The sequence below is a fragment of the Kocuria sp. SM24M-10 genome, from assembly GCF_001027955.1.
Classification (GTDB): domain Bacteria; phylum Actinomycetota; class Actinomycetes; order Actinomycetales; family Micrococcaceae; genus Kocuria; species Kocuria oceani.
In genome coordinates this window covers 1-22,218 of sequence record NZ_LDNX01000130.1, presented here as the reverse complement: position 1 = coordinate 22,218, position 22,218 = coordinate 1, and the positions used below count along the sequence as shown (strand labels likewise).

Genomic DNA, 22,218 nt, shown 5'->3' with positions numbered 1-22,218 from the left:
GCCGGGGCGCGCCCGGGTGCGGCCTGCGCCAGGACCCGGGTCTTCTCGGCCTCGAACTCCTGGGCGGTGAGCGCGCCGCGGTCGCGCAGATCGGTCAGCAGGGCGAGCTGCTGGGCGTTGTCGGTGGGCGCGTACCGGGCCACGAACTGCCGGCTGGCCGTGTCGATCGCCTGGCGCTCCTGCTCCGTGGCCCCGGCCGGCCGGACGACGAGGTAGATCAGGGTGCCCAGGAACGGCAGGAAGATGACCACCAGGGTCCACACCGCCTTCATGGCGCCCCGGATGCCGTCGCGCCGGAAGATGTCGTGCAACGCCATGCCCCACACCAGGAACAGCGGCACCCAGATCAGCAACAGTACAAAGACGTCCCAGAAGGTCATCGGGTTCTCCTCGGTCCACGTGGCCGCGGCGTCTCCGGGCCCGGGTCCAGGCTCAGGCCGGGCCGGGTGCTGCGGGATCACCCCGGGCGGGTGATCGTGGGGCCGGAGGCGACCCGCCCAGCAGGCCCAGCTCCGCGGCCCGCAGCACGGCCTGGCGCCGGGTGCCGACCCCGAGCTTGCGGTACAGGGACTTCAGGTGGACCTTGACGGTGTTCACCGAGAGGTAGAGCTCCCCGGCGATCTCGGAGTTGCTCATCATCGTCGGCAGCAGCTGCAGGACGCTTCGCTCCCGGTTGGTCAGCGGCTCGGCCGGCGCGGGGGGAGCCGCGGGGCGCGCGGCTCCGCCGAGGCGCTCGACCAGGTGGGCGGCGAACCCGTCGTGGTCGGGATGCGCGCGACCGTACCGCTGCAGCAGGCGCAGCGTGCCGTCCCCGGCCACGAGGAAGGGACGGGCGATGGCCTCTGGGGCTGCCACGGCCAGGGCCCGGTCCAGCGCCGCCTGCGCCGGCGCGTCCTCGCGCAGCCGGTCGTGGGCCAGGGCGGCGAGCACCCAGAGGTCGGTGGCCGGGCCGCGGTCCTCCGGAGGCTCCTCGAGCAGCGGCCGCAGCACCTGCAGGCACTCCTGCGGCCGGCCCGCCAGCAGACGGGAGCGGGCGAGCAGCACCAGGCGGTGGGCGTGGGGGCGCTCGCCCCCCGTGGCCGCGGTCCGGGCGGCGGCGAGCAGCCGCGCGACCTCCTCCGGGCGCCCCTCCGCCAGGAGCACCTCCGCCTCCACGAGCGTGCACCACTGCTCCAGGAAGCGGGGCATGGCCCAGCCGGCCGTGCGCCGGCGCAGCTGCGCCAGGGCGGCGCGCGCCGCCCGGAGGTCCCCCCGCGAGACCTCCAGGCGGGCGCCGACCAGGGACAGGCCCGTCTCCGCGTAGCGGTCCCGCAGGTCCCCCACGCACGCGCGCCCCCGCGCGAGCGCGGCGGCGCAGGCCTCGGTGTCGACCTCGAGCAGCCGGATCAGCGACTCGGCCACGTAGGCCGTGGCGGCCTGCGGCAGGAACGTCCAGCCGGACTCCTCCGCCACGGCCAGGGCGATGTCCACGTCCCGGCGGGCCTCGTGCAGCCGTCCGCCCATCGCCTCGAGCACGGCCAGGTTCCCGTGCAGGTGCAGGGCCAGCACCGGGGTCATCGCCTGGCGGGCCGAGACCGCCGTGACCGTGCGCCGCAGCGCCGTCTCGGCCTCGCCCAGCTCCCCGGACCACAGCCTGCCCATCGCCTGCACGGTGGTCGCGGCGATGCGGTAGACGGGAACGGCCGGCATCTCCTCGGGCAGGACGTCCTCCAGCCGCCGGAGCGCCTGCTCCGAGGACCGCACCTGCGCGGCGGCGTCCGCGCGCATCCAGGCGAGCAGCGCCTCCAGGGTGGTGAGGACCGCCTCCGTCAGCTGGGCGTCGCGCGCGGGGAGACCGGGCAGCAGCGTCCGTGCGCGCGCGATGCGGGAGGCGAGGCCCCCGGCGTCGTACTCGGCGTAGCTGGCCACCGTCGTCGCCGCCGCCACCTCGGCGTGCCGGGTGACGAGGTCGACGGGCACGTCCGCGAGAAGGGCGACGAGCGCGGCGCGCTCCGTGCCGAGCATCTCCGCGCCGGCGGCCCGCAGCACGAAGCGTGCGAGCACGGTCCAGTCCTCGGCGGCCCGCAGGTGCCGGGCGGCCTCCAGCAGCTCCCCGCGCGCCGCGAACCAGGCCGCGGCCCGCCGGTGCAGCTCCCGGCGGCGCCCGGGGGCCTGGGCCCGGAGCCGGTGGCGCAGCAGGTCCCCGAAGAGCTGGTGGTAGCGATACCACTCGTTCCGGTCGTCGAGGGCCACGACGAACAGGTTCGCCCGCGCCAGCCGGCCCAGCAGCAGGCGGCCGTCCGAGCGACCGGTGAGGGCGTCGGCCAGGTCCCCCGAGATCCGGTGGACCACACAGGTGTCCAGCAGGAACCCGGTCAGCTCCGGGTCCTGGCCGTCCAGGACCTCCTGTACGAAGTAGTCGGCCACGGCCCGCTGGTCGCCGGCGAGCTGCTCGACGACGGCGCCCACGTCTCCCGCGCTCTGCAGGGACAGGGCCGCGAGTCGCAGCCCGGCCGCCCACCCCTCGGTCTTCTCCAGGAGTGTGGCCAGCTGGGCCGGTGGCAGCACCACGCCGTGGGCCCGGAGCAGCTGCGCGGCCTCCGCGGCGTCGAACTGCAGGTCGCCCGCGCGCAGCTCCGTGAGCCGCCCCTCGAGGCGCAGCCGCTGCAGGGGCAGCCCCGGGACGGTCCGCGTCGCCACGACCAGGCGCAGTCCGCCGAGGCCGCGGCGGACCACCCCGGCGAGGGACCGCTCGGCGGGGGTGCCGTCGACCAGGTGCGCGTCGTCGAGCACCAGCACCCGCGGCCCCGGCAGCGCCGTGCAGGCCTCGACCAGGACGGAGACGAAGCGCGGATCGTGCGCGAAGGGCGGATGCAGGGTCGCCAGCAGGCTGGCCGGCGGCACGTCGTCCACGGCCTGCAGCGAGGCGAGCACCCGGGCCCAGAACTGGTGCGGGTCCGCGTCGGACGGCTCGACCGACAGCCACGCGACCGGCGGTCGGCGTCCCGCGGCCCACGAGGCCAGCAGGAGCGTCTTGCCCGAGCCCGCCGGACCGGACACGACCACCGTGCCGGCCGCGACGCCGTCGTCGAGCAGCCGCTCCAGGCGGGGACGGCGCACGAGCCCGGCGGGCAGCCGGGGGACGCGGGACCGGGTGGCCGACAGGACTCCGGAAGCGCCCACCAGCCCCCGGGGCGGTGCGGTCCTCATGCATCGAGGCTACCCGCGCGGCAGGGAGGCCGGTACTGTGTCCTCCGCGTCCGGGCGGTCCGGCCCGTGGCCGGGGCCGTCGCGGCAGCCGGCCGGTGCGGAGGAGCGGGACCGGGGTGGGCCGGCCGGGGTCCGCCCGGAGCGCACGGGCAACGGCGGGGAGCGTCACGCGGGCGGCCCGCCAGGGGCCGCGGCGCGGGACGGCCGTGCGGGTCCCGGCGCCGGGTCCCCGGCCTCGAGCGCGGCGCGGAAGAGGCGGTGGTCCTCGGCGTTGCGGTCCGCGTACGCCTCGGCGAAGTCGGCCAGACCTCGTCGAGGACCTCGGCCTGGGCCAGGCAGGCCGCGAGGGCCATCCGGTCCCCGGAACGCGCGTGGGCCCGGGCCAGGGTCCAGCCGCACAGCTCACGGTAGGACCGCATCCCGCCGAGGTCATCCGCCCCACCGCGCCCCGTGGCGGCTCACCTGCCGCGGGTGAACCGGGGTTCCCGCGCCGCTCAGCGTCCGCGCCGGCAGCGGAGCGTCCCCGCCGGCCCCGCACCGGACGCGACCACCGGTACACTGCTCGGGATCCCGCCGTCCGTGGCGGGACGACGTGGGACGGGACGCGAAGGAGCGTCGAGGATGAAGGACCTGTACACCCTGCCGAAGGCGGAGCTGCACCTGCACATCGAGGGCACCCTGGAGCCCGAGCTCGCGTTCGAGCTCGCCGCCCGGAACGGCGTGGAGCTGCCGTACGCCTCGGTGGAGGAGCTGCGGCGGCAGTACGACTTCGAGGACCTGTCCTCCTTCCTGGAGCTCTACTACGCCACGATGGCCGTGCTGCGCGAGGCCTCGGACTTCGAGGCCCTCACCCGGGCCTACCTCGAGCGGGCGGCCGGCCAGGGGCTGCGCCACGTCGACGTCTTCTTCGACCCGCAGGCGCACACGGCCCGCGGGGTGCCCCTGGCGGCGGTGGTCGACGGCATCCGCGCCGGCCTGGACGCCGCCCGCGCGCAGCACGGCATCACCAGCACGCTGCTGCTGTGCTTCCTGCGCGACCGGCCCGCCGCCGAGGCCCTGGCGATGTTCGACGGCCTGGGGGACCAGCTCGCCCGGATCGACGGGATCGGCCTCGACTCGGCCGAGGTGGGCCACCCGCCGGCACTGTTCGAGGAGGTCTACGCCCGGGCCCGGGACGCCGGGCTGCACGTGGTCGCCCACGCGGGGGAGGAGGCCGGTCCCGAGTACGTCCGGGAGGCGCTGGACGTGCTGCGCGTCGAGCGGGTGGACCACGGCATCCAGTGCCTGCAGGACCCCCGGCTCGTGGAGCGCCTCGTCGCCGAGCGGGTGCCGCTGACCGTGTGCCCGCAGTCCAACGTCCGCCTGCGGGTGGTGCGCACGCTCGCGGAGCACCCGGTGCTGGAGATGCTCGAGCGCGGGCTCGTGGTGACCGTCAACTCGGACGACCCCGCCTACTTCGGCGGCTACGTGGGCGACGCCTTCCAGGGCCTGCGCGAGGCCCTCGGGCTCACCGACGAACAGGCCGCCGCACTGGCCCGCAACGCGGTGGACGCCTCCTTCGCCGGGGCCCCGCGCAAGCGGGAGATGCACGAGGAGATCCGCGCGTGGGAGCGCGGTTGAGCCGCCGCGCCGCCGTGCCCGGCCCACCGGGCGCTCTGTGCCATAATCGAGCCGACCGCGCACGTCCGACCAGGAGCGACCCATGAGCGAGATCCCCGCCGACCTGTCCTACACGGCCGAGCACGAGTGGGTCGCGGACCCCGGAGCCGACGGCGTGGTGCGCATCGGCATCACCGACCACGCGCAGAGCGAGCTGGGCGACGTCGTCTTCGTTCAGCTGCCCGAGGTGGGCGAGGCCGTCGAGGCCGGCGCCGCCGTGGGCGAGATCGAGTCCACCAAGTCCGTCAGCGACATCTTCGCCCCGGTCTCCGGCGAGGTCACCGCGGTCAACGACCGGCTCGAGGACGAGCCCGCGGCCGTGAACACCGCCCCCTACGGCGAGGGCTGGCTGTTCGAGGTCCGTCCCGCGGACGAGGACTACCGGTCCGGGCTCCTGGACGCGGAGGGCTACGCCGCCCAGCTGGGCTGAACCGCCCCGGGCCGAGCCCGGTGGACCGGCGACCGGGACGCGTCCCGGCCGCCGTGTCCCGTCGCCCCCACCCAGTACACTGGGAACTGCAACCGGGTGGCTCCGGCCGCTCCCGGGAGACCCCCGGGACAGGCGGTCGCGGGGTCGGGATCCCACGGGATCCGCCAACCAACACGTCACCAGTCGAGGGAAGAGATGTCCAGAACCCAGAACGGCTCGAACGCACCCCAGGGGGAGCCGGAGACCACGTCGATCCAGATCGTGGCCGAGGTCCTCTCCCTCGCCGCTTCCCACAAGCTCTCGCCGGAGGAGAACGCCGCGGTCTCGGCCCTGCCCCCGCGCAGCGCCCTGCTCGTCGCCCACGACAGCGGAGGCACCGGTTCACGCTTCCTCCTGGACCGGGACGAGGTCCCCGCCGGACGCCACCCGTCCTCGGAGATCTTCCTGGACGACGTCACCGTCTCCCGCCGGCACGCGCGGTTCGTCCGCCGCGGCGACACCTTCGAGATCATCGACTCCGGGTCCCTCAACGGGACCTACGTCAACGGGGACCGGGTGGACAGCGCGACGCTCGACAACGGCGACGAGGTCCAGATCGGGAAGTTCCGGTTCACGTTCTACCGTTCGCTGCGCACGCAGTCGGACCAGTAGAAGGGAGCCATGGCCGACCCCGCCGAGACCGACCTGCACCGGGACGACGTCCAGCACGAGCCCCGGGTGGGCATCAGCGCCGTGCTCAAGGAGCTCGGCGCTGACCACCCGGGCATCACCGCCTCGAAGCTGCGCTTCCTCGAGGACAAGGGCCTGGTGCACCCGGCCCGCACCGCCTCGGGCTACCGGAAGTTCTCCCGGGCCGACATCGAGCGGCTGCGCCGCATCCTGGAGCTCCAGCGCGACCGCTACCTCCCGCTGAAGGTCATCCGGGAGCGGCTCGACGCCGACGCGACCTCGCAGGACGACGGTGACCGGCGGGTCCCGGAGGCCGCGGACCCCGTGACCGCCCCCATCCCGATCGTCCCCGCACCGCCCGCGTACAGCCTGCGCGAGCTGGCCGGGCGCACCGGGGCCGGGATCCCCCTCGTGCGTGAGCTCGTGAGCTACGGACTGATCCGGGAGCAGAACGGCGTCTTCGACGACCACGCGCTGGCGATCACCCGTGCGGCCCTCGCCCTCACGGCGCACGGCCTCGAGCCGCGGCACCTGCGCCCCTTCAAGGCGGCGGCGGACCGCGAGCTCGGCCTGGTCGAACGGGCCGTGGCGCCCCTGAGCTCCCGCCGCGACGCCGCCTCGCGCGCCCGGGCCGTCGAGCGCGCCCAGGAGATCTCCGGACTGTGCCTGACCATCCACACCTCGCTCGTGAGGTCCGAGATCGCCGCGCTCCAGGAGCGCGCCGCGGTGGAGCACTGACATGGCCGTGCACCAGGTCCTGATGGAGATCGCCGGGGTGCGGATGGACGTGCCCTCCGCGCAGCCCGTCGTGGTGCTGCGCGAGGTGGAGGGCGGGCGGCACCTGCCGATCTGGATCGGCACCAACGAGGCGACCTCGATCGTCTTCGCGGTGCAGGGCATCGAACCGCCCCGGCCGCTGACGCACGACCTGCTGCTGTCGGTGGCCACCGCTTTCGGGCGCACCCTCACCCGGGTGCGGATCCACACGGTCGAGGAGGGCGTCTTCCACGCGGCCCTGGAGTTCTCGGACGGGACGGTGGTGGACTCCCGGGCCTCGGACGCGATCGCGCTGGCGGCCCGCACCGACTGCCCCATCCTGTGCACCGAGACCGTCCTGGACGAGGCCGGGCTCGTGATGAGCGGGGACGGCGAGCTGCGGGAGCCGTCGCACCGGTCGGGCGAGGGCGAGCAGCAGCTGCCCCCGGAGACGCAGGTCGAGCAGTTCCGCGACTTCCTGGACAACGTCGACCCCGAGGACTTCTGAGCGCCGAGCCGCGGGGCACGCCGACACGGGGGCGGGGCGGCGGATGTCTTTGACCCCGTCACCGGGGAGGTCTAACGTCGAAGCAGTACTCGAGGTGTCCCCCGGGGGGTCCGGACGTCTCGCCCAGAGCATGTCCCGCCGGTGCCGCGAGGACCGGACCCACGAACGAGGAGGCGGCGTGAGCGACCCCGAGCAGCCCGGCGGGCCGGCCGGTCCCGACCGCCCTCCGGCCCACGGCACCCAGGGCGTCCTCTTCGACGACTCGGTGGTCCGGGACGAGTCCGTGGGCTACCGCGGGCCCACGGCGTGCAAGGCCGCGGGCATCACCTACCGGCAGCTGGACTACTGGGCGCGGACCGGCCTGGTGGAGCCCACCGTCCGCGGCGCCTCCGGCTCCGGGACCCAGCGGCTGTACAGCTTCCGGGACATCCTGGTGCTCAAGATCGTCAAGCGGCTGCTGGACACCGGGGTCTCCCTCCAGCAGATCCGCACCGCCGTCGGCGCGCTGCGGGCACAGGGCGTCGATGACCTCGCGCAGCTCACGATGATGAGCGACGGCGCCAGCGTCTACGCCTGCACCTCCCCGCACGAGGTCATCGACCTGGTCCAGGGCGGCCAGGGGGTCTTCGGGATCGCCGTGGGCCGGGTGTGGCGCGAGGTCGAGGGCACCCTCGCGGCGATGCCCGGGGAGCACACCGGGCAGCCGCCCGCCCCGCCCGAGCGTCCCGCGCCCGACGACGAGCTCTCGGTCCGCCGGGCCCGCCGGCAGAGCGCGGGCTGAGGCCCGGGCTCAGGCCGGCCGCTCGAGCAGGCCCTGGAGGATCGCCGTGAAGCGCCCGGACAGATCCTTGGCCTCGGAGCCGGGCCAGCGGTGGATCGGCCAGGCCGCACCCTGCGCCTGCTGCCACACGGGCAGGTCCGGGAGCACGGGGCTGACCAGCAGCGGCCCGAACAGCTCCCCGAGCTCCTGCAGCCGGTGCCGGTGCTCCACCGAGGCGTGCCGGACCTTGTTCACCACCACTCCGGCGGACGGCACCGCCCAGCTGCGGCTCTGCTCGAACTGGGCGATGGCGGTCATGGTGCGCTTCGTCCCCGCGACCGAGAACAGGGACGGCTCCGCGACGGAGAGGACCTTGTCGCTGGCGGCCCACGCGGTGCGCGTCAGGGCGCTGAGCGTCGGGGGGCAGTCGACCAGCACCAGGTCGTAGCCGGAGATCCCCGCCAGAGCCCGTTCCAGCCGGCCCAAGTCCTTGTCCCGGTACTCGGAGCGGTCGAGGTAGGACGATCGCGCGGAGCCCGGGGCCACGTCGAGGGCCTTGGCGTCGAGGCCCTCGCGCACCGCCCAGGCCGAGGCCACGACCACGCGCTCGAGGGCTCCCCGGCGGGGCCGGCGCAGCGCCCCGCCCACGTCGTGGCCGCGCGCCGGCTGCACGCCCAGCCCGGTCGTGGCGTCCGCGTGGGGGTCGAGGTCCACCACGAGGGTGGGCACGCCCGCCCGGAGCGCCGCGGAGGCGATCCCGAGGGTCACCGAGGACTTGCCGACACCGCCCTTGAGGCTGCTGACGCTGACGATCTGCACGGAGGGGGCACCCTTCGTTCGCTGGAGGACGGGGGAATCAGGGGCAGCGCCTCCTCGTGACCGGGATCGGGGGCCGCGGCGAGGAGACGGTCCGGGCCCATCGTAGCCGTGCACGCGGGCCCGGCCCCGGCGCGGCGCGGAGTCACACGCGATCCGGCGGTCCGCCCCGCGCCTTGGGGGGAGTACCCTGACCACGGACGCGAGCTGTGACGACGGTCACAGTCCGTCCCGGTGCGGCGTGGTTCACTGGTCAGGGGCGCCCGCGGGTGGCCATGCTGACCGTGTGCCCGGAGGGGCACGACCTTCGAAGAAACAGTGCCCGGGCGTCCGCCGGACGGCCCCGGGCGCGGGACGGGTGTAGATGTTCTCCAAGATCCTGGTGGCCAACCGCGGTGAGATCGCGATCCGTGCCTTCCGCGCCGCGTACGAGCTCGGGGCCAAGACGGTGGCGGTGTTCCCGTACGAGGACCGCAACTCGATCCACCGGCAGAAGGCGGACGAGGCGTACCGGATCGGGGAGGAGGGCCACCCCGTGCGGGCCTACCTCGACGTCGAGGAGATCGTCCGGGTCGCGAAGGAGTCCGGGGCGGACGCCATCTACCCCGGCTACGGCTTCCTCTCCGAGAACCCGGAGCTGGCCCGGGCGGCGGCCCGGGAGGGCATCACGTTCGTGGGCCCGGCCGCGGAGATCCTGGAGCTGGCGGGCAACAAGGTCGCGGCGCTCAAGGCCGCCAAGCGCGCCGGGATCCCCACCCTGGCGTCCACGGAGCCGTCGGCGGACGCCGAGGCGCTGCTCGCCCAGGCGGCGGACATCGGCTTCCCCATCTTCGTCAAGGCGGTCGCCGGCGGCGGCGGCCGGGGGATGCGCCGGGTGGAGACCCCCGAGGCGCTGCCGGAGGCGCTGGCGGCGGCCATGCGCGAGGCCGACACCGCCTTCGGGGACCCCACGGTGTTCCTGGAGCAGGCGGTGTTGCGCCCCCGCCACATCGAGGTGCAGATCCTGGCGGACAACGAGGGCGAGATCGTCCACCTCTTCGAGCGCGACTGCTCCCTGCAGCGCCGGCACCAGAAGGTCGTGGAGATCGCCCCGGCCCCGAACCTCGACGAGGGCATCCGCCGGGCCCTGCACGCCGACGCCGTGAAGTTCGCCCGGGAGCTGGGCTACGTCAACGCCGGGACGGTGGAGTTCCTGGTGGACACCGCCGGGGAGCGCGCCGGCCAGCACGTGTTCATCGAGATGAACCCGCGCATCCAGGTGGAGCACACGGTGACCGAGGAGATCACCGACGTCGACCTGGTCCAGTCCCAGCTGCGGATCGCGGCCGGGGAGTCCCTGGCCGACCTCGGCATCGCCCAGGAGCAGCTGGCGGTGCGCGGGGCCGCGCTGCAGTGCCGGATCACCACCGAGGACCCGGCCAACGGCTTCCGCCCCGACGTCGGGAAGATCTCCGCCTACCGCTCCGCCGGCGGGGCGGGGGTGCGCCTGGACGGGGGCACCGTCTACGCGGGTGCCGAGATCTCCCCGCACTTCGACTCCATGCTCGTGAAGCTCACCTGCCGCGGCCGGGACTACACCACCGCGGTGCACCGCTCCCAGCGCGCCCTGGCCGAGTTCCGCATCCGCGGGGTGGCCACCAACATCCAGTTCCTGCAGGCGGTGCTGGCCGACCCCGAGTTCCTCGCCGGGGACGTGGCCACCGACTTCATCGAACGGCGCCCCGAGCTGCTCGAGGCCAGGACCTCGGGGGACCGGGGGACCAAGGCCCTGACATGGCTGGCCGAGGTCACCGTGAACCAGCCCAACGGGGAGCGGGTGGAGGGCATCGACCCGCGCAACAAGCTGCCCCGCTACCCGGGGGACAAGGTCGAGGAGCCCTTCCGCTCGCCCTTCGACGGGCCCTCCGAGCACACCCCGCCGCCGGGCTGGCGGCAGAGGCTGCAGGAGCTGGGCCCCGAGGGCTTCGCGAGGGCCCTGCGGGAGCAGTCCGCGGTGGCGGTGACGTCCACGACCTTCCGCGACGCCCACCAGTCGCTGCTGGCCACCCGGGTGCGCACCCGCGACCTGCTCGCCGCCGCCCCGGCCTACGCCCACACCCTCCCGCAGCTGCTCTCGGTCGAGGCCTGGGGCGGGGCGACCTACGACGTCGCGCTGCGCTTCCTCGGGGAGGACCCCTGGGAGCGGCTGCGGCTGCTGCGCGAGGCGATGCCCAACATCCCGATCCAGATGCTGCTGCGCGGGCGCAACACCGTGGGCTACACCCCGTACCCCACGGAGGTCACCGACGCCTTCGTCGCGGAGGCCGCGGCCACCGGGGTGGACATCTTCCGCATCTTCGACGCGCTCAACGACGTCGAGCAGATGCGCCCGGCCGTCGAGGCGGTGCGGGCCACCGGCACCGCGGTGGCCGAGGTCGCCCTGTGCTACACCGGCAACCTCCTGGACCCGGCCGAGGACCTCTACACCCTCGACTACTACCTCGACCTCGCCCAGCAGTGCGTCGACGCCGGCGCCCACGTGCTGGCGATCAAGGACATGGCCGGGCTGCTGCGCCCGGCAGCCGCCGCCGCGCTCGTCACGGCCCTGCGGGAGCGCTTCGACCTGCCCGTGCACCTGCACACCCACGACACCGCCGGCGGCCAGCTCGCCACGCTGATGGCGGCGATCGACGCCGGGGTGGACGCCGTGGACGTCGCCGAGGCCTCGATGGCCGGAACCACGTCCCAGGTCCCGGCCTCGGCGCTGATCGCCGCGCTGGCCCACACCGACCGCGACACCGGCATCCCGCTGGAGGCCGCCACCGCGATGGAGCCCTACTGGGAGGTCATCCGCCGGATGTACGCCCCCTTCGAGTCCGGGCTCACCGCCCCGACCGGGCGGGTCTACCGGCACGAGATCCCGGGCGGGCAGCTGTCCAACCTGCGTCAGCAGGCCATCGCGCTGGGGCTGGGGGAGCGCTTCGAGGCCATCGAGGACATGTACACCGCCGCCAACGCCATGCTCGGGCGGCTGGTGAAGGTCACCCCGTCCTCCAAGGTCGTCGGCGACCTCGCGCTGCAGCTGGTGGGCATGGGCGTGGACCCGGCCGAGTTCGAGGCCCAGCCGCAGAAGTTCGACATCCCGGACTCGGTCATCAGCTTCCTGGCCGGGGAGCTGGGCACGCCTCCGGGCGGGTGGCCCGAGCCGTTCCGCACCCGGGCGCTGGAGGGGCGCACCGTCAAGGTGGGGATCACCGAGCTGGCCCCCGAGGACTCGCAGGCCCTGGCCGGGGACTCCGCGACCCGGCGCGCCACACTGAACCGGCTGCTCTTCGCCGGCCCCACCCGCGACTTCGAGGCCAGCCGGGCGAGGTACGGCAATCTCGCCCTGCTGCACACCCGGGACTTCCTCTACGGTCTGACCCCGGACCACGAGCACGTGATCTCCCTGGGCAAGGGGGTGCGGCTGCTCGTCACGCTGCAGGCGATCTCGGAGGCGGACGACAAGGGCATGCGCACGGTGATGGTCACGCTCAACGGCCAGCCGCGCATGATCGAGGTCCGGGACACCTCCGTCGCCTCGGCCGTGCCCGAGACCGAGAAGGCCGACCCCGCCGACCCCGGCCACGTGGCCGCTCCCTTCGCCGGCGCCGTGACCGTGACGGCGGCCGAGGGGGACACCGTGGAGGCCGGGGCCCAGGTGGCCACCATCGAGGCCATGAAGATGGAGGCCTCCATCACGGCCCCCACCGGCGGGACCGTCAAGCGCGTCGCGCTGCAGGGGGTCGCGCAGGTCTCCGGCGGGGACCTGCTGCTCGTCCTCGAGCCGGCGGGCTGACGCGCCCCGCCCGGGCGGGCGGCCGGCGCGTCCGGGCAGCCCGCCGGGGCGCCGGCCTGGGCCGGGCGGAGCGCCCGGCTCAGGCCGACCACACCTGGCGGAACTTCCCGGAAGGGTCCGGGCGGGGCGGCCCGGGGGCGTGCCGGACGCCGACCGCGCCCAGTCCCCGGTCCGTGAGGAAGGCGCGCACCCGGGCCTCCACGGCCGCGCGCACCCGCGCCGGATCGACGCCGGGCTCGGGCTCCAGCCGCAGGACGAGGGTGTCCGGGGCGGTCCGCACCGCCTGGAACCGCCGGACCCCCGGGGTCTCCTCGACGACCGTGCCCAGGGCCAGCGGCAGCACGGGCACCGTGCGCCCGTCGGCCGACGCGAAGCGCAGCACGTCCCCGGCGCGCCCCTCCACCCGCACCGCGGGCAGCGGGCTGCCGCACGGGCAGGCCCGGAGCTCGACGCGGTCCCCGAGGTCGTAGCGGATGAGGGGCTGCACCCGGTTGCCGAGGTCCGTCACCAGCACGGTGGCCGAGGTGGTGCCCGGCGGCACGGGGCGACCGGCCTCGTCGACGGGCTCGAACAGGTACCGGTCGGCGTTCACGTGCAGCGCCCCGCGGTGGCACTGCACCGCCAGGCCCGGCGCCTCGGAGGCCGCGTACTCGTCGAGGACGGGGCACCCGAAGGCGGCCCGGATCCGGCGCCGGGCGGCGGGGGTGAGCGTCTCCCCGCCCACGGCGACCAGCGCCGGGGCGATCCGCAGCCGTCCCCCCGCCTGCTCCGCGGCGAGCAGGCCCACGGCGCTCGGATACCCCACGAGCACGGTGGGGCGGAAGGCGTCGAGCTCCGCGGCGAGCTCGGGGAGGGGCCGCAGGACGGAGAGCACGCGCAGCCGCTCGCTCCGGCGCGGGCCCCGCCGCCGCAGGTCCTCGGCGGCGGTGACGGCCGCGAAGTGCCCGCCCGTGGCCAGCAGCGCGGCCACGCGCAGGCCGTGGCGGGCCACCGGGGCGAGCACGTCCCGGCGCAGGAGCGTGCGCCGCGCCCGGACCCCCAGCACCGCGCCGGCGCTCGACCACGACCGGTGGTCGTGCACCAGCACCGCGGGCTCCCCGCTGCTCCCGGAGCTGGTGAGCACGTGGTACCGGCCGAGGTGAAGGACGCCCACCCGGGCCGGGTCGGGCAGGACGTCACGGCGCAGCGCCGCGAGGGTGAGCCGCGGGTCCGTCACCCACTCGTCGAAGTGCTCCATGAGCTGCGGCTTCGCCACCGGCGGCAGCAGCACCGGGTCCGTCACGTCCGGCGGCAGCGCGCGGTAGAGCCGCCGGTAGTAGGGCGACGCCCGGCGGGCGTGCTGCACGAGCGCGGCCAGGCGGACCTGCTGCCGGTGCGCGACCGCCGCCGTCCCGGCGTGCTCGGCCCACCAGGCGTCCCACGCCGCCCCGGCCGCCGCGGCTGTCGCCATCGCATCCTCCGTGCCCCTGCCCGTGCCCGTGGTCCCAGGGTAGGACCGGGCGGCCGGGAGGGCACGGGAGCCGCATAGGATGGCGCCATGCGGACATTCGACCTCATCATCATCGGCTCCGGCTCCGGCAACTCGATCCTCAACGAGGACTACGAGGGCCTGGACGTGGCGATCGTCGACGGCGGGACCTTCGGAGGCACCTGTCTGAACGTGGGCTGCATTCCCACGAAGATGTACGCCTACCCGGCCACGCTGGCCCGGCACACCGCCGACGCCGACCGGCTCGGGGTCCGCGCGGAGGTGCAGGACGTGCGCTGGCGGGAGATGCGGGACCGGATCTTCGGGCGGATCGACGCGATCTCCCAGGGAGGCCTGGACTACCGCCGCACGCTGCCGCAGGTGACCGTCTACCAGGAGCACGTGCGCTTCATCAGGCCGCGGGTCCTGCGCACCGCCTCGGGGGAGGAGATCACCGCCCCGCAGATCGTGGTGGCCTCCGGGTCGCGTCCCGTCCGCCCCAACGTCCCCGGGATCGACCTGCCCCAGGTGCACACCTCGGACACCGTGATGCGCATCGACGAGCTGCCCCGTCGCGTGGTGGTGGTCGGCGGCGGCTACATCGGCGCCGAGTTCGCCCACGTCTTCTCCAGCCTGGGCTCGAGGGTCACCCAGGTGAACCGCTCCCAGCGACTCCTGCGCTACCACGACCCCGAGATCGCCGAGCGGTTCGCCCGGGAGGCCTCCCGGCAGTGGAAGCTGGAGACGGGCTGGGCGCTGTCGGCGATCGAGGAGTGGGCCGGGGACGAGTGCGCCGCGATGGTCACCTTCCGCGACCCCGAGGACCCGGAGCTCACCCTGCGCCTGCCCGCCGACATCGTGCTCGTGGCCACGGGCCGGCAGCCGAACACCGACGTGCTCGACGCCCGGACCGGCGGACTCGACGTGCGCGAGGACGGCCTGCTCGCCGTCGACGAGTACCAGCGGGCCCTCTCGGACGGGGCGCCGGCGGAGGGTGTGTGGGCGCTGGGCGACATCAGCTCCCCGTACCAGCTCAAGCACGTGGCCAACGCCGAGGCGCGCACGGTCCAGCACAACCTGCTGAACCCCGGCGACCTCCGGGCCACCGACCACCGGTTCGTCCCCTCGGCGGTGTTCACCAGCCCGCAGATCGCCTCCGTGGGCATGACCCAGGACGAGGCCGAACAGTGGGCGATCGAGCACGGCGCCGAGATCACGGTCAAGGTGCAGGACTACGGCGCCACGGCCTACGGCTGGGCGATGGAGGACCACACGGGCCTGTGCAAGCTCATCGCGGAGAAGGGCACGGGCCGCCTGCTGGGCGCCCACCTCGTCGGTGAGGAGGCCTCCCTGCTGATCCAGCCGCTGGTGCAGGCCATGTCCTTCGGACTGGACGCCCACACGATGGCCCGGGGCCAGTACTGGATCCACCCGGCCCTGAGCGAGGTCGTGGAGAACGCGCTGCTGGGCCTGGAGGTCCCGGAGCACTCGCCGCTGGCCCGGCAGGAGCTGGTCGGCGGCCGGTGACCCCACCGGCCGCCGGACGGCTCAGCCCTCGCCGCGGCCCGGCAGGTGGGCGTGGGAGAGCTTCTCCTTGATCCGCTCCGCCGGGGTGGCCGGGGCGGGGGCCGGCTCCGGGGCCGGCCGCGAGTAGATCTCCTCGATCCGGTCCGCGAAGTCCTGGGCGATCCTCGCCCGCTTGATCTTCATGGACGGGGTCAGGTGCCCGGAGGCCTCCGTCCAGTCGACGTCGAGGATCTCGAGCGAGCGGATGCTCTCCGCCCGGGAGACCGCCTTGTTGGCGTGGTCGACGATCTCCTGCACGTGCTCCACGATCCTCGGGTGCCGGGCGGCCTCGGCCAGCGGCATCGCCGGGTCCAGGCCCATCAGCTCCAGGCGCGCGGGCAGCACGTCCTGGTCCAGGGTCACGAGGGCCGCGACGAACGGGCGGTCGTCGCCGACGACCATCACCTGGGAGACCACGGCCGACGCGCGGATGGGGTCCTCCAGCACGTTGGGCACCACGTTCTTGCCGCCCGCGGTGACGATGATCTCCTTCTTCCGCCCGGTGATGGTCAGGGCGCCGTCCTCGTCCAGGGAGCCCAGGTCGCCGGTGCGGAACCACCCGTCCTCGAACGCGGCCGCGGTGAGGTCCTCGCGCCCGTGGTAGCCGCGCATCACGTGGGTGCCGCGGACCAGGACCTCCCCGTCCTCGGCGATCCGGACCTCGTTGCCGGGCAGCGGCAGCCCCACGGTGCCGATCTTGCCGACCTCCGGGGTGTTCACGGCGATCGGGGCGGTGGTCTCGGTCAGCCCGTAGCCCTCGACCACGTAGACGCCGATCCCGTTGAAGAAGTGACCCAGACGGGTCCCGAGGGCGGCCCCGCCCGAGACGGCGTGCGTGACCTCCCCGCCCATCGCCTCGCGCAGCTTGGCGTAGACGAGCCGGTCGTAGAGGGCGTGCCGGGCGCGCAGCAGCGGCAGCACCCGCCCGGACTGCTGGGCCCGGGAGTACGAGACGGCCGTGCGCACGGCCCGCTCGAAGATCAGGGCCTTCGCCTTCCCGCCCTTCTCGGCCTTCAACCGGGCGCTCTGGTAGATCTTCTCGAACACCCGCGGCACGGCGAGGATGAACGTGGGCCGGAAGGACTCGAGGTCCCCCATGAGGTTCTTCACGTCCGGGGTGTGGGCCAGGACGGTGCCCGAGTAGAGGGCGATGACCTCCACGAAGCGCGCGAACACGTGGGCCAGCGGCAGGAAGAGCAGGGTGCGGGCGCCCGGGTGGATGATGTCCGCCACCACGAGGGTGGTGTTCTCGCACAGCCGCACGAAGTTGCCGTGGGTGAGCTCGCAGCCCTTGGGCGGGCCGGTGGTGCCGGAGGTGTAGATGATCGTGGCGACGTCCTCGAGCCCCCGGGACGCGCGCCGCGCCTCGAGCTCCTCGTCCGGGACGCCCGCCCCGGACGCGATGAGCCCGTCGAGGTCGGCGCCGGTGCCGTCCAGGCGCCAGACCCGCTCCGCGGCCGCGAACGGCTCCTCCCGGGCGGCCTCGACGACGGCCCCCTCCAGGGCCTCCGTCTCGACGAAGACGGCCTTGGCGTCGGAGTCGGCCATGATCCACCGGATCTGCTGGGCCGAGGAGGAGTCGTAGACCGGGACGGGGACCGCACCGGCGTACCAGATCGCGAAGTCCACCAGGGTCCACTCGTACCGGGTCCGGCTGAGGATGCCCACGCGGTCCCCGGGCTCGATGCCCGCCGCCACGAGTCCCTTGGCCACCCCCTGCACCGCCGTGCGGAACTCCCGGGCCCGGACCTCGCGGGCGGCTCCGCCCGGGCCCAGGACCGTGTACAGGTGCGGGTCCCCGTCCCGTTCGGCCTGCATCAGCAGGAAGTCCGTGATGCTGCGGTGGGCGGGCGGGTCCACGAGGGCGTCGGTGGCGACGTGGCGCATGGAGTTCTCCTCGGATCGGATGGCTGCGGATGACTTCGGAAGGCTGTGGCGTTCCTCCCCAGTCTAGTGACTTCGCTCACGCAAACCGGCTCAGACGCGGGCGCCGTCGTCCAGGTCGTCGCGGTCCTCCGGCAGGGACGTCAGCAGGTGGACGATCGCCCCGACCACGGCCACCAGCCCCGCCACGGTCGCCCACCACGGCAGCGACCCGGGCATCAGGCCCAGCAACAGCAGGAGCACCGGCACGCCGATCAGCACGGTCCAGGACAGCAGCGCCCCACGGCTGAGCCCCTGCGTGACCGGGCCGGGATCGGGGGAGTAGGGCGCGTCGTCGTCCGCACCTGCGGGGGGCCCGCCGAAGACGGCCTCCTCGGGGGACCAGTCCCGGGGGCCGGCGAGGTGCCGGTCCCCGGCCCGGCGGACGTCCTCCAGCCCCGAGACGATCTCGGTCCACTCGTCCTCGGGCCCGGTCCCGCCGGGCCGGGCGCTCATCGTCCGGCTCCCGGGGCGGCGGGGCGCCGGGGCACGCCGGTGACGGGGTTGCGCCCGGCCACGAGGTCGCCCACGAAGCGCACCGACCGGGCGTGCAGGACGTCCGCCTCCCGGTCCAGGGTGGCCACGTGGAAGCTCTCGGTCAGGCGCACGATCTCCACGTCCCCGCCCGCGCGCCGGAGCACGTGGGCGTGGGAGGCGTCGGAGACCACGTGGTCGTGCTGCGAGCGCAGCAGCAGCACCGGGGCGGTCACCGCGGGCAGGAGCCTGCGGGTCCTGGCCATGAACCGGCCCAGCTCCGCGACCCCCGCCACCGGGGTGCGCGGATAGGCGTGCTCGGTGACGCCCGGGATGCTGATGTCGTCCCCCACGGACGCCACGGAGGGCACCGCCCGGTGCAGGGCCGGGGCGAACCGCGCCGTGCGGCTGACCAGGGACAGCGCCGGGTTGAGGGCCACCACCCCGTCCACGGGCAGGAGCGCGGCGAGGTGCAGGGCCAGCGCCCCGCCCATGGACAGCCCGCAGACCACCACGACGTCGTGCCGGGCGCGCAGCTCCCGCACGTGCCGGGCCGCGTGGTCGCGCCACTGCTCCCACCGCACGCCGGCCAGGTCCTCCCAACGGGTGCCGTGGCCGGGCAGCACCGGGCCGACGACCTCGGCGCCGGCCTCGTGCAGGGCGCGGCCCCACGGGCGGACGCTGAACGGGACGCCGGTGAAGCCGTGCAGGACGAGGACGCCCGCCGGGCCCTCGGCCCGGTAGCGGAAGGGCGTGGCGGGGGACTCGGCGGCCGCGGGCGCGGCCGGGGCCGGCGGGCGGTGGTCCTCGACGGGATGCGTCATGGGTCCATGATGGCAGGACGGGGCCCGGACCGGGCGCTCTGGCGCTCGCGGGCGCGCGGACGTGAGAGAATACCGGAGGCCGGACCCGGTCCGAGCGGCACGGACCCTCGCGACATCCCGATCAGCACGAAGGAGTCCTCTCCCACATGGTCTACATGTTCTTGAAGCGCTACGTCGTCGGACCCCTGGTCAACGTCGCCTTCCGCCCCGAGGTCCGCGGCCTCGAGCACGTGCCGAGCGAGGGTCCGGCGATCCTGGCCAGCAACCACCTCTCCGTCTCCGACTCGGTGTTCATGCCCGTGGCCGTGCCGCGCCAGGTGTTCTTCCTCGCGAAGTCGGACTACTTCAACAGCCCCGGTCTCAAGGGCCGGGTCATGGCCGCCTTCTTCCGGGCCATCAACCAGATCCCCATGGACCGCTCGGGCGGGCGCGCCAGCGCCACGTCCCTGAGCAACGGGGGGCGCAAGCTGCAGGAGGGTCAGCTGCTGGGCATCTATCCGGAGGGCACCCGCTCCCCGGACGGGCGGATGTACAAGGGGAAGATCGGCGTGGCCCGGCTCGCCCTCGAGACCGGCGCCCCGGTCGTGCCCATCGCGATGGTGGGCACCGACAAGGTACAGCCGATCGGCGCGCGGGTGCCGCTGCCCCGCAGCAGGGCCCGGGTGGCCACGATCTTCGGGGAGCCGCTCGACTTCTCCCGCTACCAGGGCCGGCAGGGCGAGCACGCCCTGCTGCGCGAGGTCACCGACGAGATCATGCGTGCCATCCAGGCGCTCTCGGGCCAGGTCTCCGTGGACGTCTACGCGGCCGAGCACAAGAAGCGCCTCATGGAGCAGAAGCGCCAGGAGACCAAGCAGGCCGCCGCGGAGCTCGTGGGCACCGCCAAGGACCGGGCGCGCACCGCCGCCCAGACCGCCCGGCACGCCGCCGACTCCCTCACCCACCGCGACCGTCCCACAGCCACGGACGACGACGCGTCCGGGACCACCGCACCCTGAATCCCCCGTCCGGGCCCGCCCCGGACGAGACCATAGGAAGACATGATGCTCGAGTTCACCGTTCCCGACAGCCTCCGCAACCTGGCCTCGCCCGTGCCCTCGGCGGCCGACTACCCCGGGCTGGACGACTGGCGCGAGCTGCCCGCCGACCAGCAGCCGACGTGGCGCGACCACCCGGAGTTCGCCACCGCCATCGGGGAGCTCAACGCGGTCCCGCCGCTCGTGTTCGCCGGGGAGGTGGACCAGCTGCGCGAGCGCCTGGCCGAGGTCGCCCACGGCCGGGCCTTCTTCCTGCAGGGCGGCGACTGCGCGGAGACCTTCGAAGGCGCCACGGCCGACCGGATCAGCGCCCGGGTCAAGACGCTGCTGCAGATGGCCGTGGTGCTCACCTACGGCGCGTCCATGCCGGTCGTGAAGATGGGCCGCATGGCGGGCCAGTTCTCGAAGCCGCGCTCGTCCAACGACGAGACCCGGGACGGCGTCACCCTGCCGACCTTCCGCGGCGAGATGGTCAACGGCTTCGACTTCACCGAGGAGTCCCGGGTGCACGACCCCCGGCGGATGGTGCGCGGCTACCACACGTCCGCGTCCACCCTGAACCTCATCCGGGCCTTCACCACCGGCGGCTTCGCCGACCTGCGCCTGGTGCACGCCTGGAACATGGGCTTCACCACGAACCCCGCCCACGCCCGCTACGAGTCCCTGGCCCGCGAGATCGACCGGGCCGTGAAGTTCATGGACGCCTGCGGAGCGGACTTCGACGCGCTGCGCACCACCGAGTTCTACGCCGGGCACGAGGCGCTGCTGCTGGACTACGAGCGCGCGCTGAGCCGGATCGACTCCCGCACCCACCTGCCGTACGGGACGTCCGGGCACTTCCTGTGGATCGGGGAGCGCACCCGGGAGCTCGACGGCGCCCACGTGGACCTGCTCTCCAAGCTGCGCAACCCGATCGGCGTGAAGCTCGGCCCGAAGACCACCGGCGACGACGCGCTGGCGCTCATCGACAAGCTGGACCCGCAGCGGGAGCCCGGGCGGCTGACCTTCATCACCCGCATGGGGGCGAAGAACATCCGCGAAAAGCTGCCGCCGCTGGTCGAGGCCGTGGAGCGCTCCGGCGCGAAGGTCGTGTGGGTCACCGACCCCATGCACGGCAACACGGTGTCGCTGCCGTCCGGGTACAAGACCCGCAACTTCGACGACGTCGTGGACGAGGTGCGCGGCTTCTTCGAGGTGCACGAGGCGATCGGCTCCTTCCCGGGCGGCATCCACGTGGAGATGACCGGTGACGACGTCGCGGAGTGCCTCGGCGGCGCCGATCCCGTGGACGAGTCCTCCTTCGAGGACCGCTACGAGTCGCTGTGCGACCCGCGGCTGAACCACATGCAGTCCCTGGAGATCGCCTTCCTCGTGGCGGGCTACCTCTCCCGCCGCTGAGCGGGGCCGGACCGACAGGATCGGACCGACGGGGCCGGGGCCGGACCGGCCGTCCGCTACAGGACGGTCAGGACGACCTCGGCCCCGTCCGTCGTCTGGGACAGCACGTAGCCGAAGGGGGCGCCGAAGCTCTCCTCGACCCGGGCGGTGAAGCCCGCCTCCTCGAGCGCCGGCACCGCCTCCCCGACGGGCCGGCCCACGACGTCGGGGGCGCTCTCGGCCCGTGGGCCGCGGGAGACGGCCAGGTCCACCGCCGAGCCGGCGGCGACCTCCGTGCCCGCCTCCGGGTGCTGGCCCACCACCGTGCCCGCGGCGGCGTCGTCGCTCACCGCCGTCCGCGCCCCGGCGGCCAGGTCGGCGTCGCCCAGGCGGGCGGCCGCGTCCTCCGCGCTCATGCCGACGACGTCCGGGGCGGTGACCTGCTCCGGTCCGGTCGAGACGAGCAGGACGACCTGCTCCGCCGGGCGCACGGTCGCGGACGCGGCCGGGTCGGTGCCGATCACCGTTCCGGCGGGTGCCGCCGGATCGGGGGTCTCGTGCACGGCCACGTTCCGGAGCCCGGCTCCGGCGAGGTACTGCTGGGCGAGCTCCGGTCCGGTGCCGCGCACCTCCGGCACGCTCACCGTTCCGCCCGGGCCGGTGCCGATCAACCAGCCCAGGAAGGCGGCCGCGGCCACCGCGAGCGCGGCCAGCGCCAGGTGCGCCGCCGCGCGCAGGGGGCGCCGCGGGCGCAGCTCGATCGCGGGCCGCCACGGGTCGGAGGAGCCGGCCGGGCGCGGGGCCGGCAGCGCCTCGGTCGCCGCGCCGGCGGGGCGGAGGGCCTCGGTCGGGTCCTCGTGCCGGCGCAGGGTCTCCGTCGGAGCCTGCTGCCGGCCGAGCACCTCGGTCCGGGTGCCGCCGGGGACGGGCGACCCGGCGGCACCC

The 22,218-nt window shown here is 74.6% G+C and carries 19 protein-coding genes; 10 read left to right on the top strand and 9 right to left on the bottom strand.

All coding sequences use genetic code 11. The features are described from left to right. The 3 genes from ABL57_RS15615 to ABL57_RS23160 form a co-directional block, all read right to left on the bottom strand. Window positions 1–380, bottom strand: a 380-nt coding sequence (locus tag ABL57_RS15615; RefSeq protein ID WP_053005029.1) for an SHOCT domain-containing protein, incomplete at its 3' end; no start/stop codon positions are given. 52 nt (window positions 381–432) lie between these two features. Continuing rightward, on the bottom strand, window positions 433–3,189 hold the full coding sequence (locus ABL57_RS15610) for a LuxR C-terminal-related transcriptional regulator (RefSeq protein WP_047804402.1): 2,757 nt from the start codon (window positions 3,187–3,189) through the stop codon (window positions 433–435). Beyond that, a complete protein-coding gene (locus tag ABL57_RS23160) occupies window positions 3,186–3,608 on the bottom strand; it encodes a DUF2252 family protein (RefSeq protein ID WP_238986088.1) in 423 nt (140 codons plus the stop codon). Before ABL57_RS23160 ends, ABL57_RS15610 begins: the two co-directional genes overlap by 4 nt. Window positions 3,609–3,810: 202 nt before the next feature. On the opposite strand from ABL57_RS23160, the gene ABL57_RS15605 reads away from it, so the two are divergent. The 6 genes from ABL57_RS15605 to ABL57_RS15580 all read left to right on the top strand — a co-directional run bounded on the left by ABL57_RS15605 (window position 3,811) and on the right by ABL57_RS15580 (window position 7,992). Continuing rightward, window positions 3,811–4,809: an adenosine deaminase gene (locus ABL57_RS15605; protein ID WP_047804401.1), complete on the top strand. Its 999-nt coding sequence runs from the start codon at window positions 3,811–3,813 to the stop codon at window positions 4,807–4,809. An 82-nt stretch (window positions 4,810–4,891) separates the two neighbouring features. Continuing rightward, the gene (gcvH, locus tag ABL57_RS15600; protein ID WP_047804400.1) at window positions 4,892–5,278 is read left to right on the top strand and encodes a glycine cleavage system protein GcvH; all 387 of its coding nucleotides are present in this window, start codon (window positions 4,892–4,894) and stop codon (window positions 5,276–5,278) included. A 195-nt stretch (window positions 5,279–5,473) separates the two neighbouring features. Next, entirely contained in the window at window positions 5,474–5,929 is a 456-nt protein-coding gene (locus ABL57_RS15595; RefSeq protein WP_047804399.1) for an FHA domain-containing protein, read from the top strand. Between the two features lie 9 nt (window positions 5,930–5,938). Beyond that, complete coding sequence (locus ABL57_RS15590) at window positions 5,939–6,685, top strand: MerR family transcriptional regulator (protein WP_047804398.1); 747 nt, start codon at window positions 5,939–5,941, stop codon at window positions 6,683–6,685. 1 nt (window position 6,686) lies between these two features. After that, the gene (locus tag ABL57_RS15585) at window positions 6,687–7,211 is read left to right on the top strand and encodes a bifunctional nuclease family protein (RefSeq protein WP_047804397.1); all 525 of its coding nucleotides are present in this window, start codon (window positions 6,687–6,689) and stop codon (window positions 7,209–7,211) included. A 178-nt stretch (window positions 7,212–7,389) separates the two neighbouring features. After that, on the top strand, window positions 7,390–7,992 hold the full coding sequence (locus tag ABL57_RS15580) for a MerR family transcriptional regulator (RefSeq protein ID WP_047804396.1): 603 nt from the start codon (window positions 7,390–7,392) through the stop codon (window positions 7,990–7,992). Between the two features lie 9 nt (window positions 7,993–8,001). Here ABL57_RS15580 and ABL57_RS15575 read toward each other — a convergent pair whose 3' ends face one another. Then, on the bottom strand, window positions 8,002–8,790 hold the full coding sequence (locus tag ABL57_RS15575; protein WP_047804395.1) for a ParA family protein: 789 nt from the start codon (window positions 8,788–8,790) through the stop codon (window positions 8,002–8,004). Window positions 8,791–9,151: 361 nt separating this feature from the next. Here ABL57_RS15575 and ABL57_RS15570 point away from each other — a divergent pair, with 361 nt between their 5' ends. Beyond that, the gene (locus ABL57_RS15570) at window positions 9,152–12,604 is read left to right on the top strand and encodes a pyruvate carboxylase (RefSeq protein ID WP_047804394.1); all 3,453 of its coding nucleotides are present in this window, start codon (window positions 9,152–9,154) and stop codon (window positions 12,602–12,604) included. Between the two features lie 79 nt (window positions 12,605–12,683). Here the strand turns inward: ABL57_RS15570 and ABL57_RS15565 are convergent, their stop codons facing one another. After that, window positions 12,684–14,054: a phenylacetate--CoA ligase family protein gene (locus ABL57_RS15565; RefSeq protein WP_047804393.1), complete on the bottom strand. Its 1,371-nt coding sequence runs from the start codon at window positions 14,052–14,054 to the stop codon at window positions 12,684–12,686. 87 nt (window positions 14,055–14,141) lie between these two features. Between ABL57_RS15565 and ABL57_RS15560 the strand changes: the two genes are divergently transcribed. After that, complete coding sequence (locus tag ABL57_RS15560) at window positions 14,142–15,599, top strand: mycothione reductase (protein ID WP_047804392.1); 1,458 nt, start codon at window positions 14,142–14,144, stop codon at window positions 15,597–15,599. A 21-nt stretch (window positions 15,600–15,620) separates the two neighbouring features. On the opposite strand, the gene ABL57_RS15555 is transcribed toward ABL57_RS15560, so the two are convergent. From ABL57_RS15555 to ABL57_RS15545, 3 genes are all read right to left on the bottom strand, one after another. Beyond that, window positions 15,621–17,525 carry a long-chain fatty acid--CoA ligase gene (locus tag ABL57_RS15555; protein ID WP_047804391.1) on the bottom strand — a complete coding sequence of 635 codons (1,905 nt, stop codon included), beginning with the start codon at window positions 17,523–17,525 and terminating at the stop codon, window positions 15,621–15,623. Window positions 17,526–17,615: 90 nt separating this feature from the next. Further along, window positions 17,616–18,017, bottom strand: coding sequence for a hypothetical protein (locus ABL57_RS20870; protein ID WP_053005027.1), 402 nt, complete (start codon window positions 18,015–18,017; stop codon window positions 17,616–17,618). Then, on the bottom strand, window positions 18,014–18,859 hold the full coding sequence (locus ABL57_RS15545) for a carboxylesterase (RefSeq protein WP_047804390.1): 846 nt from the start codon (window positions 18,857–18,859) through the stop codon (window positions 18,014–18,016). Before ABL57_RS15545 ends, ABL57_RS20870 begins: the two co-directional genes overlap by 4 nt. Before the next feature lie 146 nt (window positions 18,860–19,005). Between ABL57_RS15545 and ABL57_RS15540 the strand changes: the two genes are divergently transcribed. Both ABL57_RS15540 and ABL57_RS15535 read left to right on the top strand, forming a co-directional pair. After that, complete coding sequence (locus tag ABL57_RS15540; protein ID WP_047804389.1) at window positions 19,006–19,857, top strand: 1-acyl-sn-glycerol-3-phosphate acyltransferase; 852 nt, start codon at window positions 19,006–19,008, stop codon at window positions 19,855–19,857. Between the two features lie 42 nt (window positions 19,858–19,899). Further along, complete coding sequence (locus ABL57_RS15535) at window positions 19,900–21,294, top strand: class II 3-deoxy-7-phosphoheptulonate synthase (protein WP_082157493.1); 1,395 nt, start codon at window positions 19,900–19,902, stop codon at window positions 21,292–21,294. Between the two features lie 56 nt (window positions 21,295–21,350). On the opposite strand, the gene ABL57_RS15530 is transcribed toward ABL57_RS15535, so the two are convergent. Then, a partial coding sequence (locus ABL57_RS15530; RefSeq protein ID WP_160310806.1) for a PASTA domain-containing protein occupies window positions 21,351–22,218 on the bottom strand: 868 nt, incomplete at its 5' end.